21 protein-coding genes and 1 pseudogene are annotated in these 23,664 nt (G+C 46.9%); 5 read left to right on the top strand and 17 right to left on the bottom strand.

The window, feature by feature from the left end; genetic code table 11:
- Positions 1-63 precede the first annotated feature (63 nt).
- Complete coding sequence (locus C5I45_RS04970; RefSeq protein ID WP_007613337.1) at positions 64-894, bottom strand: undecaprenyl-diphosphate phosphatase; 831 nt, start codon at positions 892-894, stop codon at positions 64-66.
- A 91-nt stretch (positions 895-985) separates the two neighbouring features.
- Entirely contained in the window at positions 986-2,146 is a 1,161-nt protein-coding gene (locus C5I45_RS04965) for an AI-2E family transporter (protein WP_014305691.1), read from the bottom strand.
- A 179-nt stretch (positions 2,147-2,325) separates the two neighbouring features.
- On the opposite strand from C5I45_RS04965, the gene C5I45_RS04960 reads away from it, so the two are divergent.
- Positions 2,326-3,312 (top strand): Gfo/Idh/MocA family protein, encoded by a 987-nt coding sequence (locus C5I45_RS04960; protein WP_107994258.1) that lies wholly within the window; start codon positions 2,326-2,328, stop codon positions 3,310-3,312.
- 31 nt (positions 3,313-3,343) lie between these two features.
- Here C5I45_RS04960 and C5I45_RS04955 read toward each other — a convergent pair whose 3' ends face one another.
- From C5I45_RS04955 to tlpB (C5I45_RS04935), 5 genes are all read right to left on the bottom strand, one after another.
- Positions 3,344-3,868, bottom strand: a complete 525-nt coding sequence (locus C5I45_RS04955) for a type 1 glutamine amidotransferase domain-containing protein (protein WP_003152143.1) — start codon at positions 3,866-3,868, stop codon at positions 3,344-3,346.
- Positions 3,869-3,933: 65 nt separating this feature from the next.
- A complete protein-coding gene (gene tlpB, locus C5I45_RS04950; RefSeq protein ID WP_003152141.1) occupies positions 3,934-5,940 on the bottom strand; it encodes a methyl-accepting chemotaxis protein in 2,007 nt (668 codons plus the stop codon).
- Positions 5,941-6,055: 115 nt separating this feature from the next.
- Entirely contained in the window at positions 6,056-8,041 is a 1,986-nt protein-coding gene (tlpB, locus tag C5I45_RS04945) for a methyl-accepting chemotaxis protein (protein WP_003152139.1), read from the bottom strand.
- A gap of 127 nt (positions 8,042-8,168) precedes the next feature.
- A complete protein-coding gene (gene tlpB, locus C5I45_RS04940) occupies positions 8,169-10,157 on the bottom strand; it encodes a methyl-accepting chemotaxis protein (RefSeq protein ID WP_015387801.1) in 1,989 nt (662 codons plus the stop codon).
- 184 nt (positions 10,158-10,341) lie between these two features.
- On the bottom strand, positions 10,342-12,327 hold the full coding sequence (gene tlpB, locus C5I45_RS04935; protein WP_003152135.1) for a methyl-accepting chemotaxis protein: 1,986 nt from the start codon (positions 12,325-12,327) through the stop codon (positions 10,342-10,344).
- Between the two features lie 141 nt (positions 12,328-12,468).
- Here tlpB (C5I45_RS04935) and C5I45_RS04930 point away from each other — a divergent pair, with 141 nt between their 5' ends.
- Entirely contained in the window at positions 12,469-13,206 is a 738-nt protein-coding gene (locus tag C5I45_RS04930) for a protein-glutamine gamma-glutamyltransferase (RefSeq protein ID WP_003152133.1), read from the top strand.
- A 17-nt stretch (positions 13,207-13,223) separates the two neighbouring features.
- Here the strand turns inward: C5I45_RS04930 and C5I45_RS04925 are convergent, their stop codons facing one another.
- From C5I45_RS04925 to C5I45_RS04895, 7 genes are all read right to left on the bottom strand, one after another.
- Entirely contained in the window at positions 13,224-13,475 is a 252-nt protein-coding gene (locus tag C5I45_RS04925) for a hypothetical protein (protein ID WP_014305693.1), read from the bottom strand.
- 25 nt (positions 13,476-13,500) lie between these two features.
- Positions 13,501-14,532 (bottom strand): NAD(P)H-dependent flavin oxidoreductase, encoded by a 1,032-nt coding sequence (locus C5I45_RS04920; RefSeq protein ID WP_107994257.1) that lies wholly within the window; start codon positions 14,530-14,532, stop codon positions 13,501-13,503.
- Entirely contained in the window at positions 14,529-14,945 is a 417-nt protein-coding gene (locus C5I45_RS04915; RefSeq protein ID WP_025853931.1) for a secondary thiamine-phosphate synthase enzyme YjbQ, read from the bottom strand. The genes C5I45_RS04920 and C5I45_RS04915 overlap by 4 nt, the downstream gene beginning before the upstream one ends.
- A 120-nt stretch (positions 14,946-15,065) precedes the next feature.
- Positions 15,066-16,724 carry a glycoside hydrolase family 13 protein gene (locus tag C5I45_RS04910; RefSeq protein WP_107994256.1) on the bottom strand — a complete coding sequence of 553 codons (1,659 nt, stop codon included), beginning with the start codon at positions 16,722-16,724 and terminating at the stop codon, positions 15,066-15,068.
- Positions 16,725-16,813: 89 nt separating this feature from the next.
- Positions 16,814-18,103 carry a hemolysin family protein gene (locus C5I45_RS04905; protein ID WP_014305697.1) on the bottom strand — a complete coding sequence of 430 codons (1,290 nt, stop codon included), beginning with the start codon at positions 18,101-18,103 and terminating at the stop codon, positions 16,814-16,816.
- Positions 18,104-18,145: 42 nt separating this feature from the next.
- A complete protein-coding gene (locus tag C5I45_RS04900) occupies positions 18,146-18,823 on the bottom strand; it encodes a zinc metallopeptidase (RefSeq protein WP_003152125.1) in 678 nt (225 codons plus the stop codon).
- A gap of 46 nt (positions 18,824-18,869) precedes the next feature.
- Positions 18,870-19,133, bottom strand: coding sequence for a YuzI family membrane protein (locus C5I45_RS04895; protein ID WP_014305698.1), 264 nt, complete (start codon positions 19,131-19,133; stop codon positions 18,870-18,872).
- 132 nt (positions 19,134-19,265) lie between these two features.
- Here C5I45_RS04895 and C5I45_RS04890 point away from each other — a divergent pair, with 132 nt between their 5' ends.
- Both C5I45_RS04890 and C5I45_RS04885 read left to right on the top strand, forming a co-directional pair.
- Entirely contained in the window at positions 19,266-19,520 is a 255-nt protein-coding gene (locus C5I45_RS04890; RefSeq protein ID WP_003152123.1) for a protein mistic, read from the top strand.
- Positions 19,517-20,503 carry a potassium channel family protein gene (locus tag C5I45_RS04885; protein WP_014305699.1) on the top strand — a complete coding sequence of 329 codons (987 nt, stop codon included), beginning with the start codon at positions 19,517-19,519 and terminating at the stop codon, positions 20,501-20,503. Before C5I45_RS04890 ends, C5I45_RS04885 begins: the two co-directional genes overlap by 4 nt.
- On the opposite strand, the gene C5I45_RS04880 is transcribed toward C5I45_RS04885, so the two are convergent.
- From C5I45_RS04880 to C5I45_RS04870, 3 genes are read right to left on the bottom strand one after another with little or no spacing between them, the layout of a single operon-like run.
- Complete coding sequence (locus tag C5I45_RS04880) at positions 20,500-20,904, bottom strand: YugN-like family protein (RefSeq protein ID WP_003152121.1); 405 nt, start codon at positions 20,902-20,904, stop codon at positions 20,500-20,502. The two genes, C5I45_RS04885 and C5I45_RS04880, sit on opposite strands and share 4 nt — an antisense overlap.
- A gap of 22 nt (positions 20,905-20,926) precedes the next feature.
- Complete coding sequence (locus C5I45_RS04875; RefSeq protein WP_060387121.1) at positions 20,927-21,325, bottom strand: hypothetical protein; 399 nt, start codon at positions 21,323-21,325, stop codon at positions 20,927-20,929.
- Positions 21,326-21,346: 21 nt separating this feature from the next.
- A complete protein-coding gene (locus tag C5I45_RS04870) occupies positions 21,347-22,699 on the bottom strand; it encodes a glucose-6-phosphate isomerase (protein ID WP_024085732.1) in 1,353 nt (450 codons plus the stop codon).
- 397 nt (positions 22,700-23,096) lie between these two features.
- On the opposite strand from C5I45_RS04870, the pseudogene C5I45_RS04860 reads away from it, so the two are divergent.
- Positions 23,097-23,664: pseudogene (locus tag C5I45_RS04860) on the top strand (NADPH-dependent FMN reductase).

Below are 23,664 nucleotides of genomic sequence, written 5' to 3'. Positions count from 1 at the left end.
GCTCATATTTTCCTGAGACGTTTTTCGAACATAAAAAGAAGACCCTCCGGGGGGCCTCTTCGTTTATCGCACGAGCATGATTAAAATGATGCCGAGGATGACACGGTAAATGGCGAACGGGACAAGCTTAATCCGGTTAATGAGCCGAAGAAAAAACTTGACGACTAAGAGGGCGACGACAAAGGCGCAGATAAAGCCGACAAGAAAAAACGGAATCATGTCATAAGAAAGACTGCTCCAGTATTTCACCAGCTTCAGAAGGCTTGCGCCCGCCATAATCGGAATCGCCATAATAAATGTGAAGTCTGCGGCTGCCCGGTGATTCAAGCCGACAATAACACCTCCGGCAATCGTTGAGCCTGATCGGGAAAATCCGGGCCATAAGGCGAGACACTGGAATAATCCGACACAGAAAGCCTGTTTGTAGGTGATTCTGTCCACCGTATCGATCGTTTCTTTCCTTTTATTGATCCAGTCCGCTATAAGCATAAGCACGGCTCCGGCAATTAATCCGTAAGCGACCGTTCTGACGGAGAATAAATAGCGGTCAATGAAATCCTCAAATAAAAAGCCGAGCACCGCCGCCGGAACAAGACCGACGGCGATTTGCGCGATGGTCAGCCTGTATCCCTTCTGCTGATCGCGCGTGACGTTTTTTTTGAGGCCGAGTAAATGTAATATCCGATCCTTAAACACAATGGCCACCGCCAGAATCGAACCGAGCTGAATCACCACTTTGAAGGAATTGGCGGCTTCCGGATTCATCAGGCTTCCGGATTTCAGCCAGATGTCATCCGCTATGATCATATGTCCCGTGGAAGAAACCGGCGCGTACTCCGTCAGCCCTTCCACGATTCCCAAAACGGCTGCTGTGAACATTTCCCATAGTGTCATCCCATTCTTCCCTTCATTCATCATTTACAAAAGAGAAGCTCTCCTTTGAAGGAAAGCCTGTCTTATAATAAATATCATGTCCGTTCCGATTTTATGACTTCGATACAGCATCATTTTTTTCTTCTTCATATAAATGCGAGCGCATTTTGAACCAATCAAACAGATGGGTCGTGACCACTTTGATGACCGCATACCCCGGGATGGCTAAAATAATGCCGACAACCCCGAACAGCTTTCCGGCAGTTAAAAGAACAAAGATGATGGTAATCGGGTGAATGTGAAGATTTTTCCCCATGATCTGCGGCGAAATTAATTTCCCTTCCACGAGCTGGACAACGGTCCAGACAATCGCAAGTTTCAGCAGCATAAGAGGCGAAGTGACCAACGCGATAATAATCGCCGGCGTGATGGCAATGGTCGGCCCTAAATACGGAACAACGCTCGTACAAGCGGCAATGACCGCAAGCAGGGAAGCATAATCAAGTCCGATAATCAGATAGCCGATAAATAATAAAAACCCGATGCAGAAGCTGACGATGACCTGTCCTCTGATATAGGAGCTTAATCTGTGGTTCATTTCACTCAGCATCGTATACGTTTGTTCTTTCAGACGGGTGGGCACAAACTTTAAGATATAGATCGGCAGTTTTTTGCCGTCTTTCAGCAAATAGAACAGAATAAACGGCACGGTCACAATTGAAATAATCACTTCAGTCAGCGCGCCGATAAAATTCCCGACTCCGGTAAATGTGCTGTTTGCAATTGTCGCCGCCTGCGCCGATACTTTATTGGCAAGATCGGAAATGTTGATATTCATCGTCTTTTGCGCCTGATTTACAAAATCGCTTCCGATCAGGCTTTTCGTCTGATCTTCAACGATGTCCACATATTTCGGCAGGTTGTCGATCAGGCTCATGATCTGTTCCTTTAAAAACGGAATAATTGAAACGACCGTAATCGAAATCAGCCCTATAATAATGAGGTAAAGGAGCAGGATGGAATAGACTCTTTTCACTCTTATTTTTTCCAATATATCTACGATCGGATTAAGCAGATAATAAACAATTCCTGTCAAAATGACGGGGAGCGCAATCGTTTTGAGCAGGACGATAATGGGTGTGAAAATAAATGATGTCTTCATAAAGACAAGGATATTGAGACCGATGAGCAGCAATACGAGCAAAAACAAGACAAATTTATTGTCTAAGAAAAACTGTTTAAATCTGCCGCCCCATGTTTGCAATGTTTCCACTATTGTTCCTCCATCATATGTATTTTACTTAAATTGTACACTATCGTTCCTGTAATGAAAAATAATAACCGGTCTCTATGGGAATTTTTCCTATCCGTTTAGCTGGCAGCCTTTTTTCCATTTATGTTTCTTTGAAAAAAAGCTATAATGTAAGCCAATACATAGAAGGAGCGATAGCAATGATTCGATTTGCAACAGTCGGAACGAATTGGATTACAGAACGATTTCTGGAGGCGGCTTCTGCTATTGATGATTTTCAATTAACGGCGGTTTATTCCAGAACTGAGGAACGTGCGGCGGAATTCGCCGGCAAACACGGCGCTGCTCATTATTTCACCAGCCTGAAAGAAATGGCGGAAAGCAAAGCCTATGACGCGGTGTATCTCGCCAGCCCGAATTCATTTCACAAAGAGCAGGCGGTCCTTTTTATGGAACACGGCAAGCATGTACTATGCGAAAAACCGTTTGCGTCTAACGCAAGGGAAACGGATGAAATGATTCACGCAGCCAAAACGAACGGCGTTCTCTTGATGGAAGCCATGAAAACGACGTTCCTGCCGAACTTCAGCATGCTTCAAAACCACTTACATAAAATCGGACCCGTCAGGAGATTCACGGCAAGCTACTGCCAATATTCATCACGATATGATGCATATAAAAACGGTACGGTGCTTAACGCGTTTAAGCCTGAATTATCGAACGGTTCGTTAATGGACATCGGCGTGTACTGCATTTATCCGGCCGTCGTCCTGTTCGGCAAACCGAAAAACGTCATTGCGACCGGTCATAAACTAGCATCCGGCGTTGACGGCGAAGGCACGGTCATTCTGTCATACGACGGATTTGAAGCGGTGCTGATGCATTCGAAAATCTCAAATTCGTTTGCCCCGGCGGAAATTCAGGGGGAAGACGGCACGATCGTTCTGGACAGCATTCACGGACCGGAACGGGCGGAAATCCGCTATCGTGACGGCCGGACGGAAGACATTTCAGTCCCTGATCTGAAACCTTCGATGTACTACGAAACGGCTGAATTCATCAATCTTCTTCGAAACGGACAGCGGGAGTCTTCCGAAAATACATTTGAACGTTCTTTCATTACGGCAAACATTATGGAAGAAGCGAGAAAACAAATCGGAATCGTCTTTCCCGCCGATCAAAACTAAAAACATCCGCCCGGATTCGGGCGGATGTTTTTTATTTGGACGCTAACAGGTCAGCAAACGCTTTTGCATACTGCGGAAGGTCGGGCGGGCGGCGGCTTGATACAATGTGGCCGTCAGTTACGACTGCTTCATCCAGCCACTGTGCCCCTGCATTTGTCATGTCGTCTTTGATGCCGGGCGTGCTCGTTACTTTTTTTCCTGCGAGAATTCCGGCAGATATAAGCACCCAGCCCGCATGGCAGATCTGGCCGATCGGCTTTTTCTGCTCGTTCATCGTACGGATGATGTCCAAAACTTCGGGATATCTTCGCAGTTTGTCAGGAGCCCAGCCGCCAGGCACGAGCACGGCATCATACTCCTGAATAATCAGGCTCTTAAAATCGTAATCCGCCGTCGCGGGCACGCCGTATTTTCCTTTGTATGAACGGCCCGCTTCTTCTCCTATTAAATGAACGATCGCGCCTTCCTCTCTCAGCCGATAGACGGGATACCAAAGCTCTAAGTCTTCAAAATCGTCACTGACAAGCGCTATAACTTTTTTGCCTTCTAATCTCATCACTGCCACTCCCTTCTTTTATATTAGTGTATCGCTTTTTTCAGATGAGGAAAAGAAACAGCTCGTTACAGCTGTTCTTCGTCTTCAGACTGAATCGTAAATTTCCGTGTGACCTGCTGCAGTTCTTCAGCCATATGCGCAAGCGTTTCGGCGGATGAACTGATTTCTTCCATGGAGGCCAGCTGCTCTTCAGCTGAGGCGGCGATGTCTTGAATGCCGGCGGACCCTTCTTTGGCGACTGAGGTAATGTCCTCCACTGCGTTTGTCACATTTTGCGACCCGGCTGCAAGCTGCTCAAGCGTTCCGTTCATATGCTGCAAGGCGCCTGAAATCTGAGTCGTCATTTCTGAGATTTTTTTGAAGCTTTCGGCCGTTTGATCCGTAATATCGAGGCCTTCCTTCACATCTTGATTCACCGCTTGGAATACGGAAAGCGATGTGGCGATTTCTTTGACGATTTCCTGAATCAGCGTTTCGATTTCCTTTGCGGAGCCGGCTGATTGTACGGCAAGCTTCCTCACTTCTTCCGCAACGACGGAGAAGCCCCGCCCGTATTCGCCTGCTCTTGCCGCTTCAATGGCCGCGTTTAAGGCAAGCAGATTTGTTTGATCGGCAATGCCGTTAATAACGTTCAGAATGCTCTTAATGTCGTGCGACTTCGTTTCCAGCCCTTTTACGACGGCTTCCGCCTGCTGTACGGAACGATCAATTGTTTTCATCTGGCCGACCGTTTTCGCCACTAATTCTTCTCCGCTTCCGGCCGTTTCAGAGGTTTGGATGGCGGATTCAGTGATTTCCGCCGATACATTCGCCGTCTCGGCAATGCCGGCATTCATTTGGGAAAGGTGATCGGCACTTTCTTCCAATTTCTCGCTTTGTGATTCGTTTCCGTTTGAGAATTGTTCAATCGCCAGAGTAATATGCTCTGTCGCCTTGCTTGTCTGTCCGGCGGATGCCGTCAGCTCTTCGGATGAAGAAGCGACATGTTCGACGGATGATTGGATGACGCCGATGACAGACCGGAGTGATGCCGACATCTCATTGAAGCTTTGGCTGAGCTGCCCGAATTCATTTTTTGACTTGATGTCAATGACTTCCGTTAAATCGCCGTCACTGATTTTAGCTGATGTCGAGACAAGTTTTTTGAGCGGTTTTGCAATCGAGCGAATGATAAAGAAGATTAAAATACCGCCGACGATAAGAGAAACCGCCAGGATGATCAGCGCCATTTTCATGACAGGCGAGGCTGCGTCATGGATCTCACTGACAAAAAATGTGCCGGCGATTTTCCAGCCCGTCAGTTTGTTTGTCGTGAAAGCCATTTTCTTCTGCTGTCCTTCAAACATGTATTCAAACGATCCGCTTGATTTGGAAAATACTTCTTTCGTCCACTCTCCGGAGCCTTCCGTTCCCGCTTTTATAGTCGGATGGGCGATGTATTTTTTATCCCCCGTTGTAATGAAGGCAAATCCTTTATGACCGATCTGGACGCGTTCGGAAGCGTTCAGCAGGTCGCCCAGATTAATATCAAGCGCCACAACGCCTGATCCGTCTTTTGTCTGCTGGGCAATCGTAACGACCGTCTGTCCGGTTGCAGCGTCTTTATAAGGCTCGGTAAACACCGGCTGTCCGCTTTTTTCAACCGCCTTTGTATACCACTCGCGCGTGAGCGGATTATAATCGGACGGCATGTCAGCGGACGGATATTTCACAAACGCTTTGTCGCGAGACGCGGCGTAAATTGACGCGACATCGCCATTTACGGTGACATACTGCTTCATATTGTCGAGCAGTACCGATTTATTTTTCGTGTTCAGTTTTTCCTTTGTGATTGATTCGCTGTAGTAGTCAATCGCTTTCAGCTTACCCTCAAGCATGTTTTCCAGCACGCTGTTCAGTTCACTGACATTTCCCTGGGCGCTGTGGGTCAGTTCGCTTTCTAATGTACTCCCCGCCGTTTGGTAGCTGAAGTAGGCGAGTATGCCGACCGGAAGCACCAATACGGCTAAAAATGCCGCGATCAGCGGCTTGCTGATGGATGGCTGTTTGATCCAATGTATCAGTTGTTTCATTTTTTCAGTCTCCTTCTTTGAAAAGCTAAATCTAATATCGTCAGATAGGACAAAAGATTTATTAAAAAAACTAAAAAAAACACCCAAACAGCACATTTGGGTGTTCTATGATCTATTAATCTATTTTAAATCGTTTCGTCATATCACGTAATTCTTCCGCCATTTGGGATAACGTTTCCGAAGACGAACTGATTTCTTCCATTGAAGCCAGCTGTTCTTCGGCAGAGGCCGCGATATCCTGAATGCTGGCGGAGCTTTCTTTTGCGATGGACGCGATTTGCTCAGAAGCTCCTGAAATCTGCTGTGATCCTGCTGTCAGCTGTTCTACCGTCGCATTCATATTTTGAATTTCTCCGGCGATCTGGTTCGTCATTTCAGAAATCCGTTTGAAGCTCGTTTCGGTCTGATTCGTAATATCCAGTCCGCTCTCCACCTCTTTGTTGACGGATTGGAACATGCCGAGAGATGTATTGATTTCGTTGACGATTTCTATAATTAAGCTTTCGATTTCTTTCGCTGAATCGGCAGACTGGACCGCAAGTTTTCTGACCTCTTCGGCGACGACTGAGAAGCCCCGGCCGTATTCACCCGCACGCGCGGCTTCAATTGCCGCGTTCAGCGCAAGAAGGTTTGTCTGATCAGCGATTCCGTTAATGACACCGAGAATGTTTGTAATGTCTTTTGATTTTGTTTCAAGTCCGCGCACCACTTGTTCAGCTTCTTTCACTGACCGGTCAATGACGTTCATTTGGCCGACCGTCTGGTGGACGAGCTTTCCGCCTGAATTGGCGACTTCCGCTGATGTGGCGGAGGATTCGGTAATGACGGCAGATGCTTTCGCCATATCTTTAAGCCCGCTGTTCATTTGATAAATATGTTCCGCCGCGCTTTCGATATTTTCACTTTGGCTTTCATTTCCGTTAGAAAATTGTTCGATCGCCAGTGTGATATGTTCCGTTGCCTTGCTTGTCTGCTCCGCTGAAGCCGTCAGCTCTTCTGAGGAAGATGCGACGTTATTCACGGAATCCTGAATGGCATGGATGAGAGACCTGAGTGAAGCGGCCATATTGTTAAAGCTTTTGCCCAGCTCGCCTAATTCATCTTTTGACTGAATTTCGATCGTTTCTGTTAAGTCGCCTTCACTGATCTGTTTCGATGATGTCACAAGCTGCTTGAGCGGTTTTGTGATTGAACGGATAATCAGCACCATGACGATGGTTCCGATGACAATCGCTAATACGAGAACGAGCAGGGACAGATGAAGGATCGGCAGGGCCGCTTCATGAATTTCGTCCAGATACATTGTTCCGGTAATCTTCCAGCCTGTCAGCCCGTTCGTATCATAAGCCATTTTCTTTTCCTGGCCGTCGTATTTGTATTGAAAATCACCTTTTTTGCTGGTGAACAGCTGTTCAGCCCACTCCCCGTTTAATACTGTGCCTGACGCACGGTTCGGGTGGGCGACCACTTTTTTGTCTTTCGTCAGGATAAAAGCGTAGCCTGATTTTCCGATGTTCACTTTCTTTGTCGTTTTCAGAAGCTCATCGATTTTCATATTGATGGCGACGACCCCTGAGCCGTCTTTCGTCTGCTGAACGACCGTCACGACCATCGTATTGGTGGAAGCCGTGCGGTAAGGATCTGTTACAACAACTTTCCCCTTATTTTCCACGGCCTTTTTATACCAGTCTCTTTCAAGCGGATTATATCCTTTAGGCATCTGCAGATCCGGATACCGTGTGAAATGTCCTTCCGTGTCACTCGTATAGATGGATTCCACGTCTTTATTAATCTTCATGTACTCTGTGAATTTATCGGTAATTTGCGATTGGTTTTTCGGCTTGTACCGATCCTTTGTGAGCCAGTCGCTGAAATATGCCGTTCCGTCTTCCTTTTGGCTGATGCTTGTGTTGATCATATCGTTAATCTGCTGCACATTATCTAATGCGCTTCCCATCATCTGCCTGTCAAGCGTACTTACCGCCGATTGATAGGCGATAAAAGCCAGCGTTGAAATAGGAAGAATGAGAATGGCCAAAAAAGAAATGAGCAGTTTTCTTGTAAGCGATCTCTGCTTGATGATTTGCACAATTTTTTTCATCTGCTATATCTCCTCTTGCGTGTTTACCCTTCATATCGGCAATTATGGGTAAATATACACATCCAAAAAGAAGAAATATAACGAAACATACTTTTTACCTATTGCAAAATTAGTCTTTTAGACTTAATTAAGAGTTTATCTTAAAACGCTTTGTCAGTTCGCGTAATTCTTCCGCCATTTTTTCCAGCGTGACGGCTGAGGAACTGATCTCCTCCATGGACGCAAGCTGCTCTTCAGCTGAAGCCGCGATGTCCTGAATGCCGGCCGCGCTTTGTCTGGAGACTGCCGCGATATCCTCTGAAGCGTTTGATACTTCCTGAGATCCGGCAGAAAGCTGTTCCACGGTTGCATTCATATTTTGCAGTTCACCGGCAATCTGACTTGTTTTAGCGGAAATGTCCCGGAAGCTTTTTTCCGTTTCGTCCGTTAACTGAAGTCCGCTTTTCACCTCGTGATTGACGGATTCCAGCATTCCGAGCGAAGTATGAATTTCTTTGACGATTTCATGAATTAAGGATTCGATTTCTTTCGCTGAATCGGCGGATTGGACGGCAAGCTTTCTCACTTCTTCGGCAACAACTGAAAAACCGCGTCCGTATTCTCCCGCTCTTGCCGCTTCAATGGCTGCATTTAAAGCAAGGAGATTCGTTTGATCGGCAATGCCGTTAATGACGCGCAAAATGCTGGTGATGTCCTGCGATTTGAGTTCAAGCCCTTGTACGACTTGCTCCGCTTTACTTACGGATTGGTCAATGGCGCCCATCTGGCCGGCTGTTTTCTTGACAAGCCGCTCACCGGCGCCGGATATCTCCGCCGATTCAATTGAAGTTTCCGTCACAACGGCTGCCGCTTCCGCCAGATCGCTGAGCCCGTCTTTCATCTCATTCACTTGTGCTGTCGCTTTATCAATACTCTCACTTTGGTCTTCCGTTCCATTAGAAAACTGTTCAATCGCAAGGGTGATATGTTCCGTTGCTTTGCTCGTCTGCTCAGCCGAAGCCGTCAGCTCCTCTGAGGAAGAAGCGACATGTTCAACAGAGTCCTGAATTCCCTGAATAAGCGAACGGAGTGAATCTGTCATATGATTAAAACTTTTACCGAGCACGCCGAGCTCATCTTGAGAGCTGACATCAATGGTTTCCGTCAGATCTCCGCTGCTGATTTTTTCCGCTGAAGCTACGAGACGTTTTAACGGTTTGGTAATTGAGCGGATGACAAAATAAATGAAAATCATCCCTGCGGCAACGGCTATCGCCAATATGATAACGGCCAGAGTCAGAACCGGTCTTGCCGCATCCTTGATTTCATCCACGGACATGGTTCCGCTGATCTTCCAGCCCGTCGCTTCATTGGTCACGTACGCCATTTTTTTCGCTTTCCCGTTCAGCGTATATTCATAGTCGCCTTTTTGCCCGCTGTATAATGTATCAACCCATTTTCCCGATACCGCCGCGCCGGCTTTTTCATCACTGTAGGCAACGGCTTTTTTATTTTTGCTGAGGATAAAGGCGTATCCTTCTTTTCCGATGTTCACTTCTTTTGTCATCGTGATGAGATCGTCGATTTTTATATCAATGGCGACGACGCCTGATCCGTCTTGCGCCGCGCGGGCCATGGTGACGACCATCTTTTTGTTTGAGATGGACTCATAAGGGTCCGTGATGATGGTTTGGCCTTTATTCTCCATGGCTTCCTGATACCAGCTTCTTTCAAGCGGATTGAAATCGGCCGGCATATCGGCATGCGGATAACGGGTAAACGTTCCTTCCTTGCTGCTTGAAAATATGGCGGACGCTTTATCATTGCTTTCAATAAACTGTTTGAACCTTTCTTGCATTTCCGTTTGGTTTTTTTCTTTAAATTTAGCGCTTGTCGCCCATTCGCTGAAATATGCAGAGCTTTTTGTAAACATTCCGATCCGGTCATCAATCATATTGTTTAAGATTTGCACATTTCCTTCGGCGCTTTCCATCATTTGCTTTTCAACGGATGAAGCCGCCGAACGGTAGGCGCCGGCGGCCAATACTGCTACCGGAATAATTAAGATCAGTAAAAATGAAATGATAAGTTTTTTGGCTATTGATTTTCTGGCGATTTTTTTTGCTGTTTTTTTCAATTTTGTAAACCTCTTTCAATCATTTACTGTTTATATCGGCCGACTCCCTTTTTATTACATTGAAAATTAAGTCATAAATGAAAAATAGTTCTATGTACTCCCTTTGTATGCAAGACTTTTTATTTAATTATCCGGCTGTCACTATAAAAAAGGACGCCTTCCACCTGGAAAGCGTCCTTTTTTACTAGTTGATTTTAAATTGTTTCGTTAATTCCCGCAGTTCTTCGGCCATTTGCGCCAAAGTATCGGCGGATGTGCTGATTTCTTCCATTGATGCAAGCTGTTCTTCTGCGGATGCGGCAATATCCTGAATGCTTGCTGCGCTTTCCCGTGATACGTCCGCAATATCGGTCACTGCGGCTGAAACGTGCTGAGAGCTGTCTGACAGCTGTTCAACCGTGCCGTTCATTGATTGCAGTTTTTCGGCGATGTCGTTCGTCATGCCGAAGATATTCTGGAAGCTTTCTTTCGTGCGATCCGTTACGGCAAGTCCTGATTGCACTTCTTCATTAACGGATGTAAACATGTGAAGCGAAGTATTAATTTCAGCCGTGATTTCCTGAATGAGTTTTTCAATCTCTTTGGCAGAACCGGCGGATTGGACGGCAAGCTTTCTCACTTCTTCGGCTACTACTGAGAAGCCCCGCCCGTATTCACCGGCTCTTGCCGCTTCAATGGCTGCATTTAACGCAAGCAGGTTTGTCTGATCGGCAATACCGTTGATGACTCTTAAAATATGAGTAATGTCTTTTGATTTGGCCTCAAGGCCTTTTACAACCGCTTCCGCCTGCTGGACCGATTGATTGATGAGATTCATCTGCCCGACGGTTTGCTGCACATATTCTTCCCCGGTGCCGGCAGCTTCCTTCGATTGTTTAGATGCCTCCGTAATGGATGATGATGTGCGGGAAACGGCGGCGAGTCCGTCATTTATATGATTCAGCTTGGCTGAGCTTGAATCGACTTTTTCGCTTTGCTCTTCGTTCCCGTTTGAAAACTGCTCGATCGCCATTGTAATATGTTCCGTCGCTTTGCTTGTCTGAGAAGCTGAAGCGGTCAGCTCTTCCGATGACGCGGCCACGTTATCGACAGAGTTTTGGATCGCGCTGATCAGTCCGCGCAGAGATTCTCCCATTTCATTAAAGCTCGCGCCGAGTTCGCCCAATTCATCTTTCGAGCGGATATCAATGGTTTCAGTCAAGTCTCCGCCGCTGATTTGTTTAGAAGAGCGGACAAGCCGTTTCAGCGGTGACGTAATGGATCTGACAATCAACAGAATTAAAATTCCCCCGATGATAATAGATGCTGCAAGGACAATCATCCCCATCGTCAGCACCGGTTGTGAGGCGTCTTTAATTTCGTTGAGCTCCATGCTCCCCTCTATTTTCCACCCGGTCAGTTTATTTGTCGTAAACGCCATTTTTTTATTTTGATCATCGAGCTTGTATGAAATAATGCCGCTGTCTTTGCTGTATACCTCATTCAGCCACGGGGTTGAAACTTTATCGCCCGGTTTGTGGTCTTTATGCGCGACATAGGTTTTATTTTTGGACGTGATAAACACGAATCCTTTTTGCCCGATTTTGATTCCCTGCATCTGCTTCAGCAGCTGGTCAATCGTAATATCCATGGCCACTACGCCTGTTCCGTCCTGCATCTGCTTTGCCACGGTAATGACCATGCTGCCGTCGCTTGCCGCGGTGTAAGGGTCGGTGACAACGAGCGTGCCGCCGGCCTTCACAGCGTCTTTATACCAAGTGCGTGTTCTCGGATCGTAATCAGCCGGAGTATTTTCTTTCGGCGCCTGTGCGTAGCTGCCGTCTTCCGTACCTCCGTAAATGCGGGCTACGTCCTTATGAATAGACGTGTATTGCCCGAACTTTTCTTCAAGAGCAGACATGTTTTTCTTTGAGAAGGATGATCCTTTTAACGTTTCACTGAAAAATTCAATCGCCTTTGCTTTTGCGCCGATATCATTTGTAATCGTTGTGTTAAAAGATTCGATGTTATTTTTCGCGTTGCCTGAAATCTGATCATCCAGCGAATTGCTCGCCGTATGGTATGAACTGAATTCTAACACGAGAATCGGTATGATTAAGATCACGATAAATGAAATGATTAATTTCCGTGAAATCGATGCCTTTGTGCACCAATTAATGAATTTTTTCATATTAAGCTGCTCCCTCAAGTGTGATACCTTATATATCGGCTCAGTCTTCACATTTTGTTAACATTTCCTCCTTTTTTATCACTTGATTTTCATTGCCCAAGCTTCCTGCATATCTTATAAAAAAAGATAGGGGGCGCGCAGATGATTATCATATCCGGCCAAGTGCTTCGGCCTCAGGACATCGCGAACTGGCAGACGGAAGAAAGCCTTGTTCCGTATATAAATGAACTGCTCAATTCTCCCGTACAATTCGATTACGGGTCGATTGCTGAACTGATGTTCGAGGTGCGGCTGCGCCGCCATATTGTGGAAGCCGCAAGAGAACTGCACGGATCAGGTGTGAAATTTGCAACTTTCGCCAAAACATACGGAAATACGGCTTATTGGAGACTGACGCCGGAAGGAGCCCTGGAGCTGAAGTACAGGATTCCCGCTTCAAAAGCGATTCGGGATATTATTGAAAACGGGGCGTTTTACGCATTTGAATGCGCTACCGCCATTGTTGTGATTTATTATCTGGCCGTCTTAAAGACAATCGGTGAAGAACGGTTTAACCGGCGTTTCCGGGATATCACTTTGTATGACTGGCACTATGAGCACCTGCCGATCTACACGGAAACCGGCAGCCACTTTTTACGGGGAGATTGTTTATATTTTAAAAATCCTGATTTTAACCCTGCAAAGGCTCAGTGGCGGGGAGAAAATGTCATTGTGATGGGGAATGATCAATATTTCGCCCACGGTCTCGGGATTCTGACCGCTGAACAAATCATCCAGAGATTGAATTCTTTAAGAAAAAAAAATGCCGTGCAGCCGGCTTATCTGCTTAACCAGGCAACAAGGCTTGATGCACCCGCGCTTTATCAGATCATGCATTAAAAAAATCCCATCGTCTGTCATTGTGACGATGGGATGTGAAATGCTTTTCTTTTCCGGTAAAAAGCCGTCGTGCCGAGCGCTTGGTTTGCAGCCCATTCAAACTTCTCTAAATCATGGCGGGTGACGGCTCTGTCCCGTCTGCTCCATTTAATGGCGCGGACAAAGTAATACCCTTTAATCGGCGCCATGGTGACTTTGGAATGCGGAAAATCTTCAAAGACAAACTCAATAGTCCCTCTTTTTTTATAGGACATTTGAAGAATCTTCATCATCCATCACCTCACGATTTCTGGATTATGATTCGCACAATCTGTCCAAAACGGTTTTCACGTCTGTCGGCCCCTCAAGTTTCGCGGCGGACTGGCCGGCCCATAAAGACATATGCTCCGCGTCTCCTGATTGAGCCGCGTGCCCGCGCATCGGCTTTGTCAGCGTATTATGCAGCGGATAAGGCAGCGTTTTTCCCTCGTCAGCTTGATATGTTTTCATGAACTGATTCACGATTCCCCGCGCCTGTTTTCCTGAAAACAGGGTGGTCAGCCGCGTATCGGCTCCTTTTGATTCGGCAATGGCTTTTTGATATGCCGGTGAGGCGCTGCTTTCTTCACAAAGGAGAAACGGTGTTCCTACTTGAACGCCGTCCGCACCCAAACATCGGGCCGCCTGCACCCCGCGGCGGTCAAAAATGCCGCCTGCCGCAATCACCGGGATATTCATCGTGTCTTTAGCCTGCGGAATCAGCGCCATAAGGCCGAGAGCCGGTTCTCCTTTAACCGGCAGAAACGACCCGCGATGCCCGCCGGCTTCTATTCCCTGAAGGATAACGGCGTCCATTCCCCGTTCTTCAAAAGCCTTCGCTTCCTCCGGCGTTGTCGCCGTGCCGAAAAGGAAACAACCGCTTTTCTTCAGCTTTTCCGCCGTTTTTTCCGGCGGCAGGCCGAAGGTGAATGAACATGCTTTGACTCCGTAACGGATCAGAAGCTCCGCTTTTTCCTCGAAATCATTCCATTCTTCTTTCAGATCAGAGAACGGCTTGGCGTCTTTTGCCCTCGGAATGCGGGCTTTCCATTTTTCAACAAGTTCCGCCTCAGGCATCTGTCTTTCTTCCGGGACGAAAAGATTTACTTGAAAGGAGCGGTCCGTCAGCTCTTTCATCTCGATAAGCTGTTTTTCAAGCGCTTGCGGGCTGACGTATCCTGAAGCGAGGCTTCCGAGCGCCCCTTCATTTGATACCGCCGAAGCCAGACGCGGCGTGACCAGCCCGCCGGCCATCGGGGCCTGAATGACGGGCTTTGTTAATGATAACGGACTCATCCACTCACTCATTTGTTTTCCTCCGTTTCAGCCAGTATTTTGATATAACATGTTCTGTTTCGCGGACCGTCAAATTCGCAAAAATAAACGCCCTGCCATGTTCCGAGTATCAGGCGCCCGTCTTCTATGATGACATGCTGGGAGGCGCCGGTTGTACTCGCTTTCATATGTGCCGCCGTATTTCCCTCCATATGCCGGTCCAGTTCGTGCTCCCACGGATACATTTCATCAAACCTTCTGAGCATATCCCTCTTCACATCCGGGTCGGCATTTTCATTGATGGTAATGCCGGCGGTGGTATGGGGACAGTATATGAGCGCCAAACCGTTTCTTACGCCTGTTTCGCGGAGAAACGATTCGGCTTCATGTGTGATGTCGATCATTTCATCCCTTTTGTTTGTTTGAATCTGCAATTTTTTCAGCATATGAATGCCTCCTTTCTTTTTCTCTTCCTTTCCCATATTCGTTTCTGTATTTGTCTTTTCCTGTCGGATCGCGATGATAAACGCAGATCACAAAAAACTTCAGCCTCGGGACTGAAGTTTTCACCATATATATACGCGGGCCTCATAAGGCTTTAAGAGGAAGGATGTCACATGGCGGTGCGATTCTGTTTCCGCGTTTGCAAGCACGAGAGAATCGGAGTCAAGCGGATAACCGGGATGCCTGTATAAAGCGGGGGTTCGGGACAGATTTGTGATGATCAGGGCGGATTTTGTTCCGTTTTTTCTTAGATAGGCATAAATCTGCCGGTCATTCGGAAGCAGCAATTCATATGTGCCGCTGATCAATACGCCGTGTTCTTTTCTGAGGGCGAGCAGCCGTTTGTAGAAATGGTATACGGATGTTTCATCCTGCAATTGTGATGCAGCGTTCAGCCATGTGTGATTCGGATTCACTCCGAGCCACGGAGAAGCATCAGAAAACCCGCCGTTCGCCTCACCGCTCCATTGCATCGGTGTCCGTGAATTATCCCGGCCCTTCTTCCAGATGATCTTCATCACTTGTTCATGCGGAACGCCGCGGGACGTCTCTTTTTCATACAGATATTTAATTGCGGCGTCATCATAATCTTCAATGGATGGGAACGAAACATTGGTCATGCCGAGCTCCTGTCCCTGGTAAATAAACGGCGTGCCTTTCATCAGCATATACATCACGGCGAGTGCCTTGGCGCTTTCTGTCAAAAACCGTTCGTCACCCCATACCGAAACGGAACGGGGCTGGTCGTGATTTTCCATAAATAACGCATTCCAGCCCTTTCCTTCAAGGCTGTTCTGCCAGCCGGACAAGACGCGCTTAAGCGCCGGAATGGAGATGCTTTGATCATCTTCCGTATCCCAGAGGCCGAGATGTTCAAATTGAAAAATCATTTGAAAGACGCCGTTTTCTTCACCGGCCCAATCAGCCGCCTCCCAAGCCGCCACTCCGTTCGCCTCGCCGACCGTCATGATCGGATAGCGCGAAAATGTTTCCCGCTTCAGCTCTTTTAAGAGATCCATTATGCCTTCCCCATTCATATGATACGGGAAAGACGGGACGTACGGGAGACCGTCCGGGTTCGGCATGTCAGGGAGCCCTTCTTTTTTCTTAATGTGAGAAATGGCATCCACCCGGAAGCCGTCTATGCCTTTATCAAGCCACCAGCGAACCATCTCATAAACGGACTGCCTCATCGCTTCGTTTTCCCAATTTAAATCAGGCTGTTTTTTGTCAAACAGGTGCAGGTAATACTGGCCGGTCTCTTGATCATATTCCCACGCCGATCCGCCGAAAATGCTTTCCCAATTATTCGGCTCTTTGCCGTTTTTTCCGTCTCTCCAGATGTACCAGTCCCGTTTTTCGGAATCTTTCGCTGAGCGTGATTCGATAAACCAAGGGTGCTCATCGCTTGTATGGTTGATGACGAGGTCTATAATCAGCTTCATGCCGAGCGCATGGACATCCGCAAGGAGCCGGTCAAAATCCTCCATCGTCCCGAATTCGCCGGCAATTTGTTTATAATTCCGAATATCGTAGCCGTTGTCCGCGCCCGGCGAGTCAAAAACGGGACAAAGCCAGATCACATCCGCCCCCAACTCTTTTATGTAATGAAGCTTTGCTCTGATGCCGTTAATATCGCCGATTCCGTCCCCGTTCGAATCCATAAAGCTTCGGGGATAAATTTGATAGACGGCCGCCGTTTTCCACCAATCCGTTTTCATACCGCCACTCCTTTCTTTACAGCATATGAAGGATCGGGACGAAGAAGCATTTTTTCCATAAAAAAAGCCTCATTGCAAAAGCAGGAGGCTCAGAAATCAGTTTTTTTAATCTCAACGAAGCGGATATGATGGTCTTCCGCTTCCAGCACCTTAAATTCACACCCTTCGGCATGAAACACATCACCATTTTTCAGCTCCATTTTTTGTGTTAAGAGCCAGCCGGCAATCGTGTCAATGTCTTCATTTTCGATGGCGATATCAAGGAGATCATTCACCTCTTCTATGAGCGCCTTGCCGTCCATCACATAATGGTGTTCACCTTTTTTGACGATGTGGGGCATTTCATCCTGGTCATATTCATCACGGATTTCCCCGACGATTTCCTCCAATATGTCTTCGACGGTCACAAGTCCCGCCGTGCCGCCGTATTCGTCAACGAGAATCGCCATATGAATCCGCTCCTTCTGCATGCGGATCAAAAGCTCCTGAACGGGGATGCTTTCAATGACTCTGATGACCGGGCGCATCATTTCTTTTAATTCAATGGAGCGGCCGAGAAAATACGCTTTAAATAAATCCTTATTGTTAATAATGCCGAGAATGTGATCTTTGTCTTCCTTAATAACCGGATATCGCGTATACCGTTCGTTGATGATCAAATGTATGGCTTCATCAACTGACTGTTCAAGCGAGATGACGGCGATTTCGGTGCGCGGCACCATGATTTCTCTGGCGACTCGGTTATCGAATTCAAATATTTTATTGACGTAACGGAATTCAGATTGATTGATTTGACCTTTTTTATAGCTTTCGGATAAAATCAGCCGCAATTCTTCTTCACTGACCACGACCTCATGTTCTTTCACCGAATGAAAACCGAACAGCTTGACCAAAAATCCGGCTGAGCCGTTTAACAGCTTAATAAACGGATACATCACTTTATAAAACAGAATGAGCGGTTTCGCCGTCCACAGACTGACGGCTTCGGCTTTTTGAATGGATATCGTTTTCGGCGCAAGCTCTCCGATGACGACGTGCAGATACGTGACGGCGATAAACGCCGCAATAAACGTGACGACGTGCGTAATAGATGACGGCATTCCGATCAGGCTGAAAACAGGATGAAGAAGCCGCTGAATCGTCGGTTCACCGAGCCAGCCGAGTCCGAGCGCCGTAATCGTAATGCCGAGCTGGCACGCTGATAAATATTCATCGAGATTTGAAATCACCCTGTGCGCCGCGAGCGCCCGGCTGTCTCCGGTTTCAACCAGCTCCGCAATTTTTGAACCGCGGATTTTGACAATCGCAAATTCCGCAGCGACAAAGATGGCCGTTAATCCGATTAACAGCATAATGAGAATCAGTTTTAATATAAGCAAAAAAACCCCTACCGCAAACGGTAAGGGGCCACCTCCTTCGTGTTAATTCTCATCACGACCATTTAAGAAAATCATCACAAAACGAAGCAGCTCGAATAATGAAACGAGCGCCGCAGCCACATACGTCAGCGCGGCGGCGTTCAGCACTTTATTCACGCCGTGTTCTTCACTGTTGCGAATGAATCCTTCCGACACGATAATCCGCTTCGCCCTCGCGCTGGCATTAAACTCGACAGGCAGTGTGACAAGCTGGAAAAAAACAGCGGCCGAAAACAAAATAATGCCGAGTCCGATTAAGTTCAAGCTGCCCAGGAGCATCCCGCCCAAGAAAAGCAGAGGGGCAACCCCGGAGGCAAAATTGACGACCGGAAAAATTTTGTGCCTCAGCACAAGCGCGCCGTATGATTCCTGATGCTGCAAAGCATGTCCGACTTCATGGGAAGCGACGGAAATGGCGGAAATGGAGCGGCCGTAATATACCGGCTCAGATAAACGCACCACCCGCTCCGTCGGGTCGTAATGGTCTGTTAAAGTGCCTCTTACCGGTTCTACCGGCACATCATATAAACCGTTAATATCAAGAATCCGTCTTGCCGTTTCCGCCCCCGTCCGCTGACTGGAGGCTTCCACGTCTGAGTATTTCTGAAAATTGCTTTTCACTTTAAATTGTGCCCAAAACGACAAACCCAATGCAGCAATTGTTAAAAAGATAAACAGCATATTATCCTCTTCCTTTTTCTCTTATATCGTACGATCTGCTTATATATTATTTTAATGATTGCCCGCTTTCCTGTACAGAAATCCGCTTCTTTTTTCTGACAGGAATCAACCCTCCGAGCATGATGAGGATACACCCGGCCATTCCGATGTAAAACGGAAACGTGCCTGCGGTCTCTTTTGCAAAAACAAGCCATGAAAATCCGCCGGACATGTGATTGTATCCATTCAAATCGAAAATAAGCAATACGGCCGCCGAAGCAAGCAGCTGCGCTCCGGCCAGCGCCGCCAACAGTTTTTGAATGACCGTCATTTGACTCACCCTTTTTCGGTCCGCTTTCTTTATCATATGAAAAAATAAGGGTGAATATGTTTTCGGCGATTTTTGAAAGACATCAAACGAACTGGGACATACTGTATAAAAAAAGATACAGGTGTGATCGACATGAAAGTGACAAATGGCGAGAAAGAACAGCTGAGCAATGCGATAGACAGAATGAACGAAGGGCTTGACGCCTTCATCCAGCTCTATAATGAATCAGAAAACGACGAACCTCTCATTCAGTTTGAAGATGAGACGGCCGATTTAATCAGACATGCGCGTGACTCATACGGCCAGGAACAGCTGGACGAAAAACTAAACACCATTATTAAGCAGATTTTATCCATCTCTCTGTCGAAAGAAGAGCCGGACGAATGAAATCAAACCGTATTTTTATTTCCTGGCTGAGATGGCCGTTATATGTTCGGATCGGGCTGATCATTATCGCCTTGATTTTATTGTTCGGCCAACTCATTTACATGCTCGAACCGAAGCAATTCACGTCTGTGTTTGAAGGGGTTTGGTGGGCGGTCATTACGGTGGCCACAGTCGGCTACGGCGATTACGTTCCGCAGACGCCGCTCGGGCAGATTGCCGGCATGGTGCTTGTATTAAGCGGAGCGAGTTTTGTGACCGCCTATTTCGCCACGCTTTCTTCAGCCGTGTTCAGCAAACAGCACCGCTATGTCGAAGGGAAGGTCGCCTTTAAAGGCAAGGGGCACGTCATTCTTATCGGATGGAACGAAAAATCGCATATGCTGCTGAAAGAGCTGCAGCACATCGCACCGTCAAAAACTGTCGTCCTGATTGATGATTCATTAAGGGAAGGTCCGCTTATTGAAAACGTCCATTTCATCCGCGGACATGCCGCTGATGACAGCACGCTCAATAAGGCGAATATTACGGAAGCTGATACCGTCATTCTGACAGCGGACCAGCAGAAAAATGAATCCGAAGCTGATATGCTGTCGGTATTAACGCTTCTCGCCATCAAAGGGCTGCATCCGTCTGTTTATTGTATCGTAGAAATTTTAACGGAACGGTATGTCAAAAACGCCGAGCGCGCAGGAGCCAATAAGATTCTGTGCACATCACACCTGTCGAGCCGGGTGATGTTTGAGCATTACCGGGTCAAGCTGCAGCTTGCCAAACCGCAAACGCTGTCAGATCTGACGCTGGAGAAAAAGGTGCGCATCATTCCTGTCCCCGAGGAACTAAAGGGCTCATCTTATCATGACTGCGCGCTCTATTATCTCAGACGGAATACCACGATCATCGGCATACAAAAAGAAGAGGGGCCGATGCTGACCCCTCCCCTGTCATACCAGGTGCTCGATACTGATCTGTTTTTGGCTCTTTAATGCAGCAGGACGTCTTCCAGCTCTTTCACAAGCGAGATGCCGATATCTGTATATGAGCGGTCAATTGCCGCATCCCGCCGTTTCGGCTCGGAGAATTGGTTGAATAATGACTCAAAAACACCGCCGCCTGCTGCATCATCCGTTTCCTGCTGATAAACGTGCCTCAGCAAAAAGGGTGTGCCGATTGTAACGGCGGCCCCCCGTTCATCCAGGTGTCCCTTATTTGCTTCAACAGGGATACGGAGAAATAAATAGCCGTCCTGATCGGAAATTTTGTAATCAAAAAACCCGCGGTCATACTCCCAGCCGCCTCCGATGGTATAACCGATCGGTTTCATCACCTGTTCCAGTTCGCGGAGTAAAAACGATTGACCTTCAAGTGAAGATGGTATGCTGATCATGTGCATATGCTCCTTTTTGTCTTTAGCGTCCCCGCTCTGCGGTATCTTCATACGGCGTCCGGGAAGAACCGGGAGCGGCAGACAGACGCTGAAAAGAGGTGACGGCGCATTCAATCAGAACATACGTCACAATTGCGGAGAGAGCGGCTTCCGTTGAAATATAGAAAACGGCGGCATAGAGACAGCACTTCGTGATCAGCGTATGCATCCGGCCAATCTTCAGTTTCAGCCGGACCATGTCCGTAAACAAGCCGAGAGGGAAAGCGAAAAACAGGATGGTTTGCAAGAGGGATTCGGGAGACAGTTTTAGTGCCGAATAGACGATAGCGGCGGAACAGACGGAAATGAAGACATGCTTACATAAAAGCCGCATCAATTCATCATCACACCTTTCACGGTTTAAAAAAGGCTGACCCGTCATGCTGAGGGCCAGCCCTTCTTTTTATTTTTCAAGGCGTTTTTCAAGCTCTGCTTTTTTCTCTTCAAAGCCCGGTTTGCCGAGAAGCGCGAACATATTCACCTTATAGGCTTCAACACCCGGCTGATCAAACGGGTTGACTCCGAGCAGATAACCGCTCATCGCCACCGCTTTTTCAAAGAAATAAACGAGATATCCAAATGTATATGCGTTAAGCTCCGGAACATTGACAATTAAGTTAGGCACTTTTCCGTCTGTATGGGCAAGCATCGTGCCTTCGAACGCTTTTTTGTTGACGAAATCGACCGTTTTGCCGGCTAAGTAATTTAAGCCGTCGAGATCATTTTCCGCTTCTTCAATTGTCAGCTCATGCTTCGGTTTTTCAACGTTTAATACGGTTTCAAACAGATCGCGTCTGCCTTCCTGCACGTATTGACCGAGAGAGTGAAGGTCTGTTGAGAAGTTAGCGGAAGAAGGATAGATGCCTTTTTCATCTTTTCCTTCACTTTCGCCGAAGAGCTGCTTCCACCATTCAGCAAAGTATTGCAGCGCAGGCTCATAGTTGATGAGCATTTCAATGGTTCTGCCTTTATTATACAGAACGTTGCGGACGACGGCGTATTGGTAAGCCGCGTTCTCTTCTAATTCCGAGCTGGAAAAGTCTTTGCTTGCATCAAGAGCGCCTTTCATCATTTCATCGATATCAGCCCCGCTTACCGCAATCGGCAGAAGGCCTACCGCAGTCAGAACGGAGAAACGTCCGCCGACATCATCAGGAATAACGAATGATTCGAAGCCTTCTTCATTAGAAAGCGTTTTTAAAGCGCCGCGTTCTTTATCTGTTGTCGCGTAAATCCGCGCTTTCGCTTCTTCTTTTCCGTATTTTTCTTCAAGAAGTTTGCGGAAAATCCGGAAAGCGATTGCAGGTTCCGTCGTCGTGCCTGACTTAGAAATGACATTGATAGAGAAATCAGCGTCTTCCAAAAGGTCCATAACATCTTTCATATAAGTTGAGCTGATATTGTTGCCGATAAAGATAACTTGAGGGTTTTTGCGCTTATCTTTCGGCAGAACATTATAGAAAGAATGATTGAGCGCTTCAATCGCCGCGCGGGCGCCTAAGTATGAACCGCCGATACCCACGACGAGAAGCACGTCTGAATCTGATTTGATTTTTTCAGCGCTTTTTTTAATGCGCGCGAATTCTTCTTTATCATAGTTTTCAGGGAGGTCCACCCAGCCTAAAAAGTCGCTTCCGGCGCCTGTTTTTTCATGGATATTATGGTGTGCCGTTTTTACGAAATCACGTGCGTATGTAAGTTCATGTTCATTGAAAAAAGGTAACGCTCTTGAGTAATCAAAGCGTACATGCGTCATTTGCTTGTCCCTCCATCACGGTGAATTGTTTTCTCTTTCACTTTATATGAACTCACCCGCTAAATCAAGTCATGAAGAAGGCATGATGAATACGGGATTTGCGCTGAAGATGCGTTCATTTTTTATACAATATCCCGGATTCGAAATAGTTATATTTGTAATAATCGTGAAAGAGGTAACGAATCGAATGTTGGTGATCCAGGAACGTATCACTTTTACTTTGGAGCAGGATGACATCCATCGCCAATACCCATGGGACGGTTCTTTTTATATAGTACTCCTCTTGAGAGGCTACTAAGCAGGCATATTGAGGTATAAATGTCCATTTTTAAAAATAGTGTCTATATTTGGGTTATCATGTTAAGATGAAAATAATTTTAAACCGGGAGGTGATTTTATGACTAAAACCATTGGTCTTATTTGTGGAAGTTTACGAAAAAAATCGTATAATCGAGTGATTGCTCAATCATTGATTGACTTCGATAATGCGGCTCAATTTCGCTGGGTTGAAATAGACAGTCTTCCTTTTTTTAACGAAGATTTAGAAATCGCCGGAGCACCAGACTCCGTAACATCCTTTAGAGCTGATATACGAGACGTTGACGGCGTCATCATTGTAAGTCCAGAGTACAATTCCGGAATCCCGGGGGGTATTAAAAAATGCATTGGACTGGGCATCGAGACCGCGGACCTCTTCCGTTTTAAACAGAAAACCGGTTGGCTTAATCGGAGCAACCCCCGGAGGGTTCGGCACCTCTTTTGGTCAAATGCAAATGAGAGAAGTACTCGAAGCTATGCAAGTCAATGTTCTGCCCTTTCAAAAAATGCTGATTTCGCAAGTCCATGAGAAAATTGATTCCGCTCAACACATACTTACGGATGAACAAACAAAACGTTATCTTCAACGCTATTTACAACAGTTCATCCATTGGATTGATCATGCTCCGGTTCCCGTTCCGGATTAA

It is taken from the genome of Bacillus sp. ZY-1-1, from assembly GCF_003047165.1.
Lineage (GTDB): Bacteria > Bacillota > Bacilli > Bacillales > Bacillaceae > Bacillus > Bacillus velezensis.
This window is presented reverse-complemented; position numbering and strand designations above follow the sequence as displayed.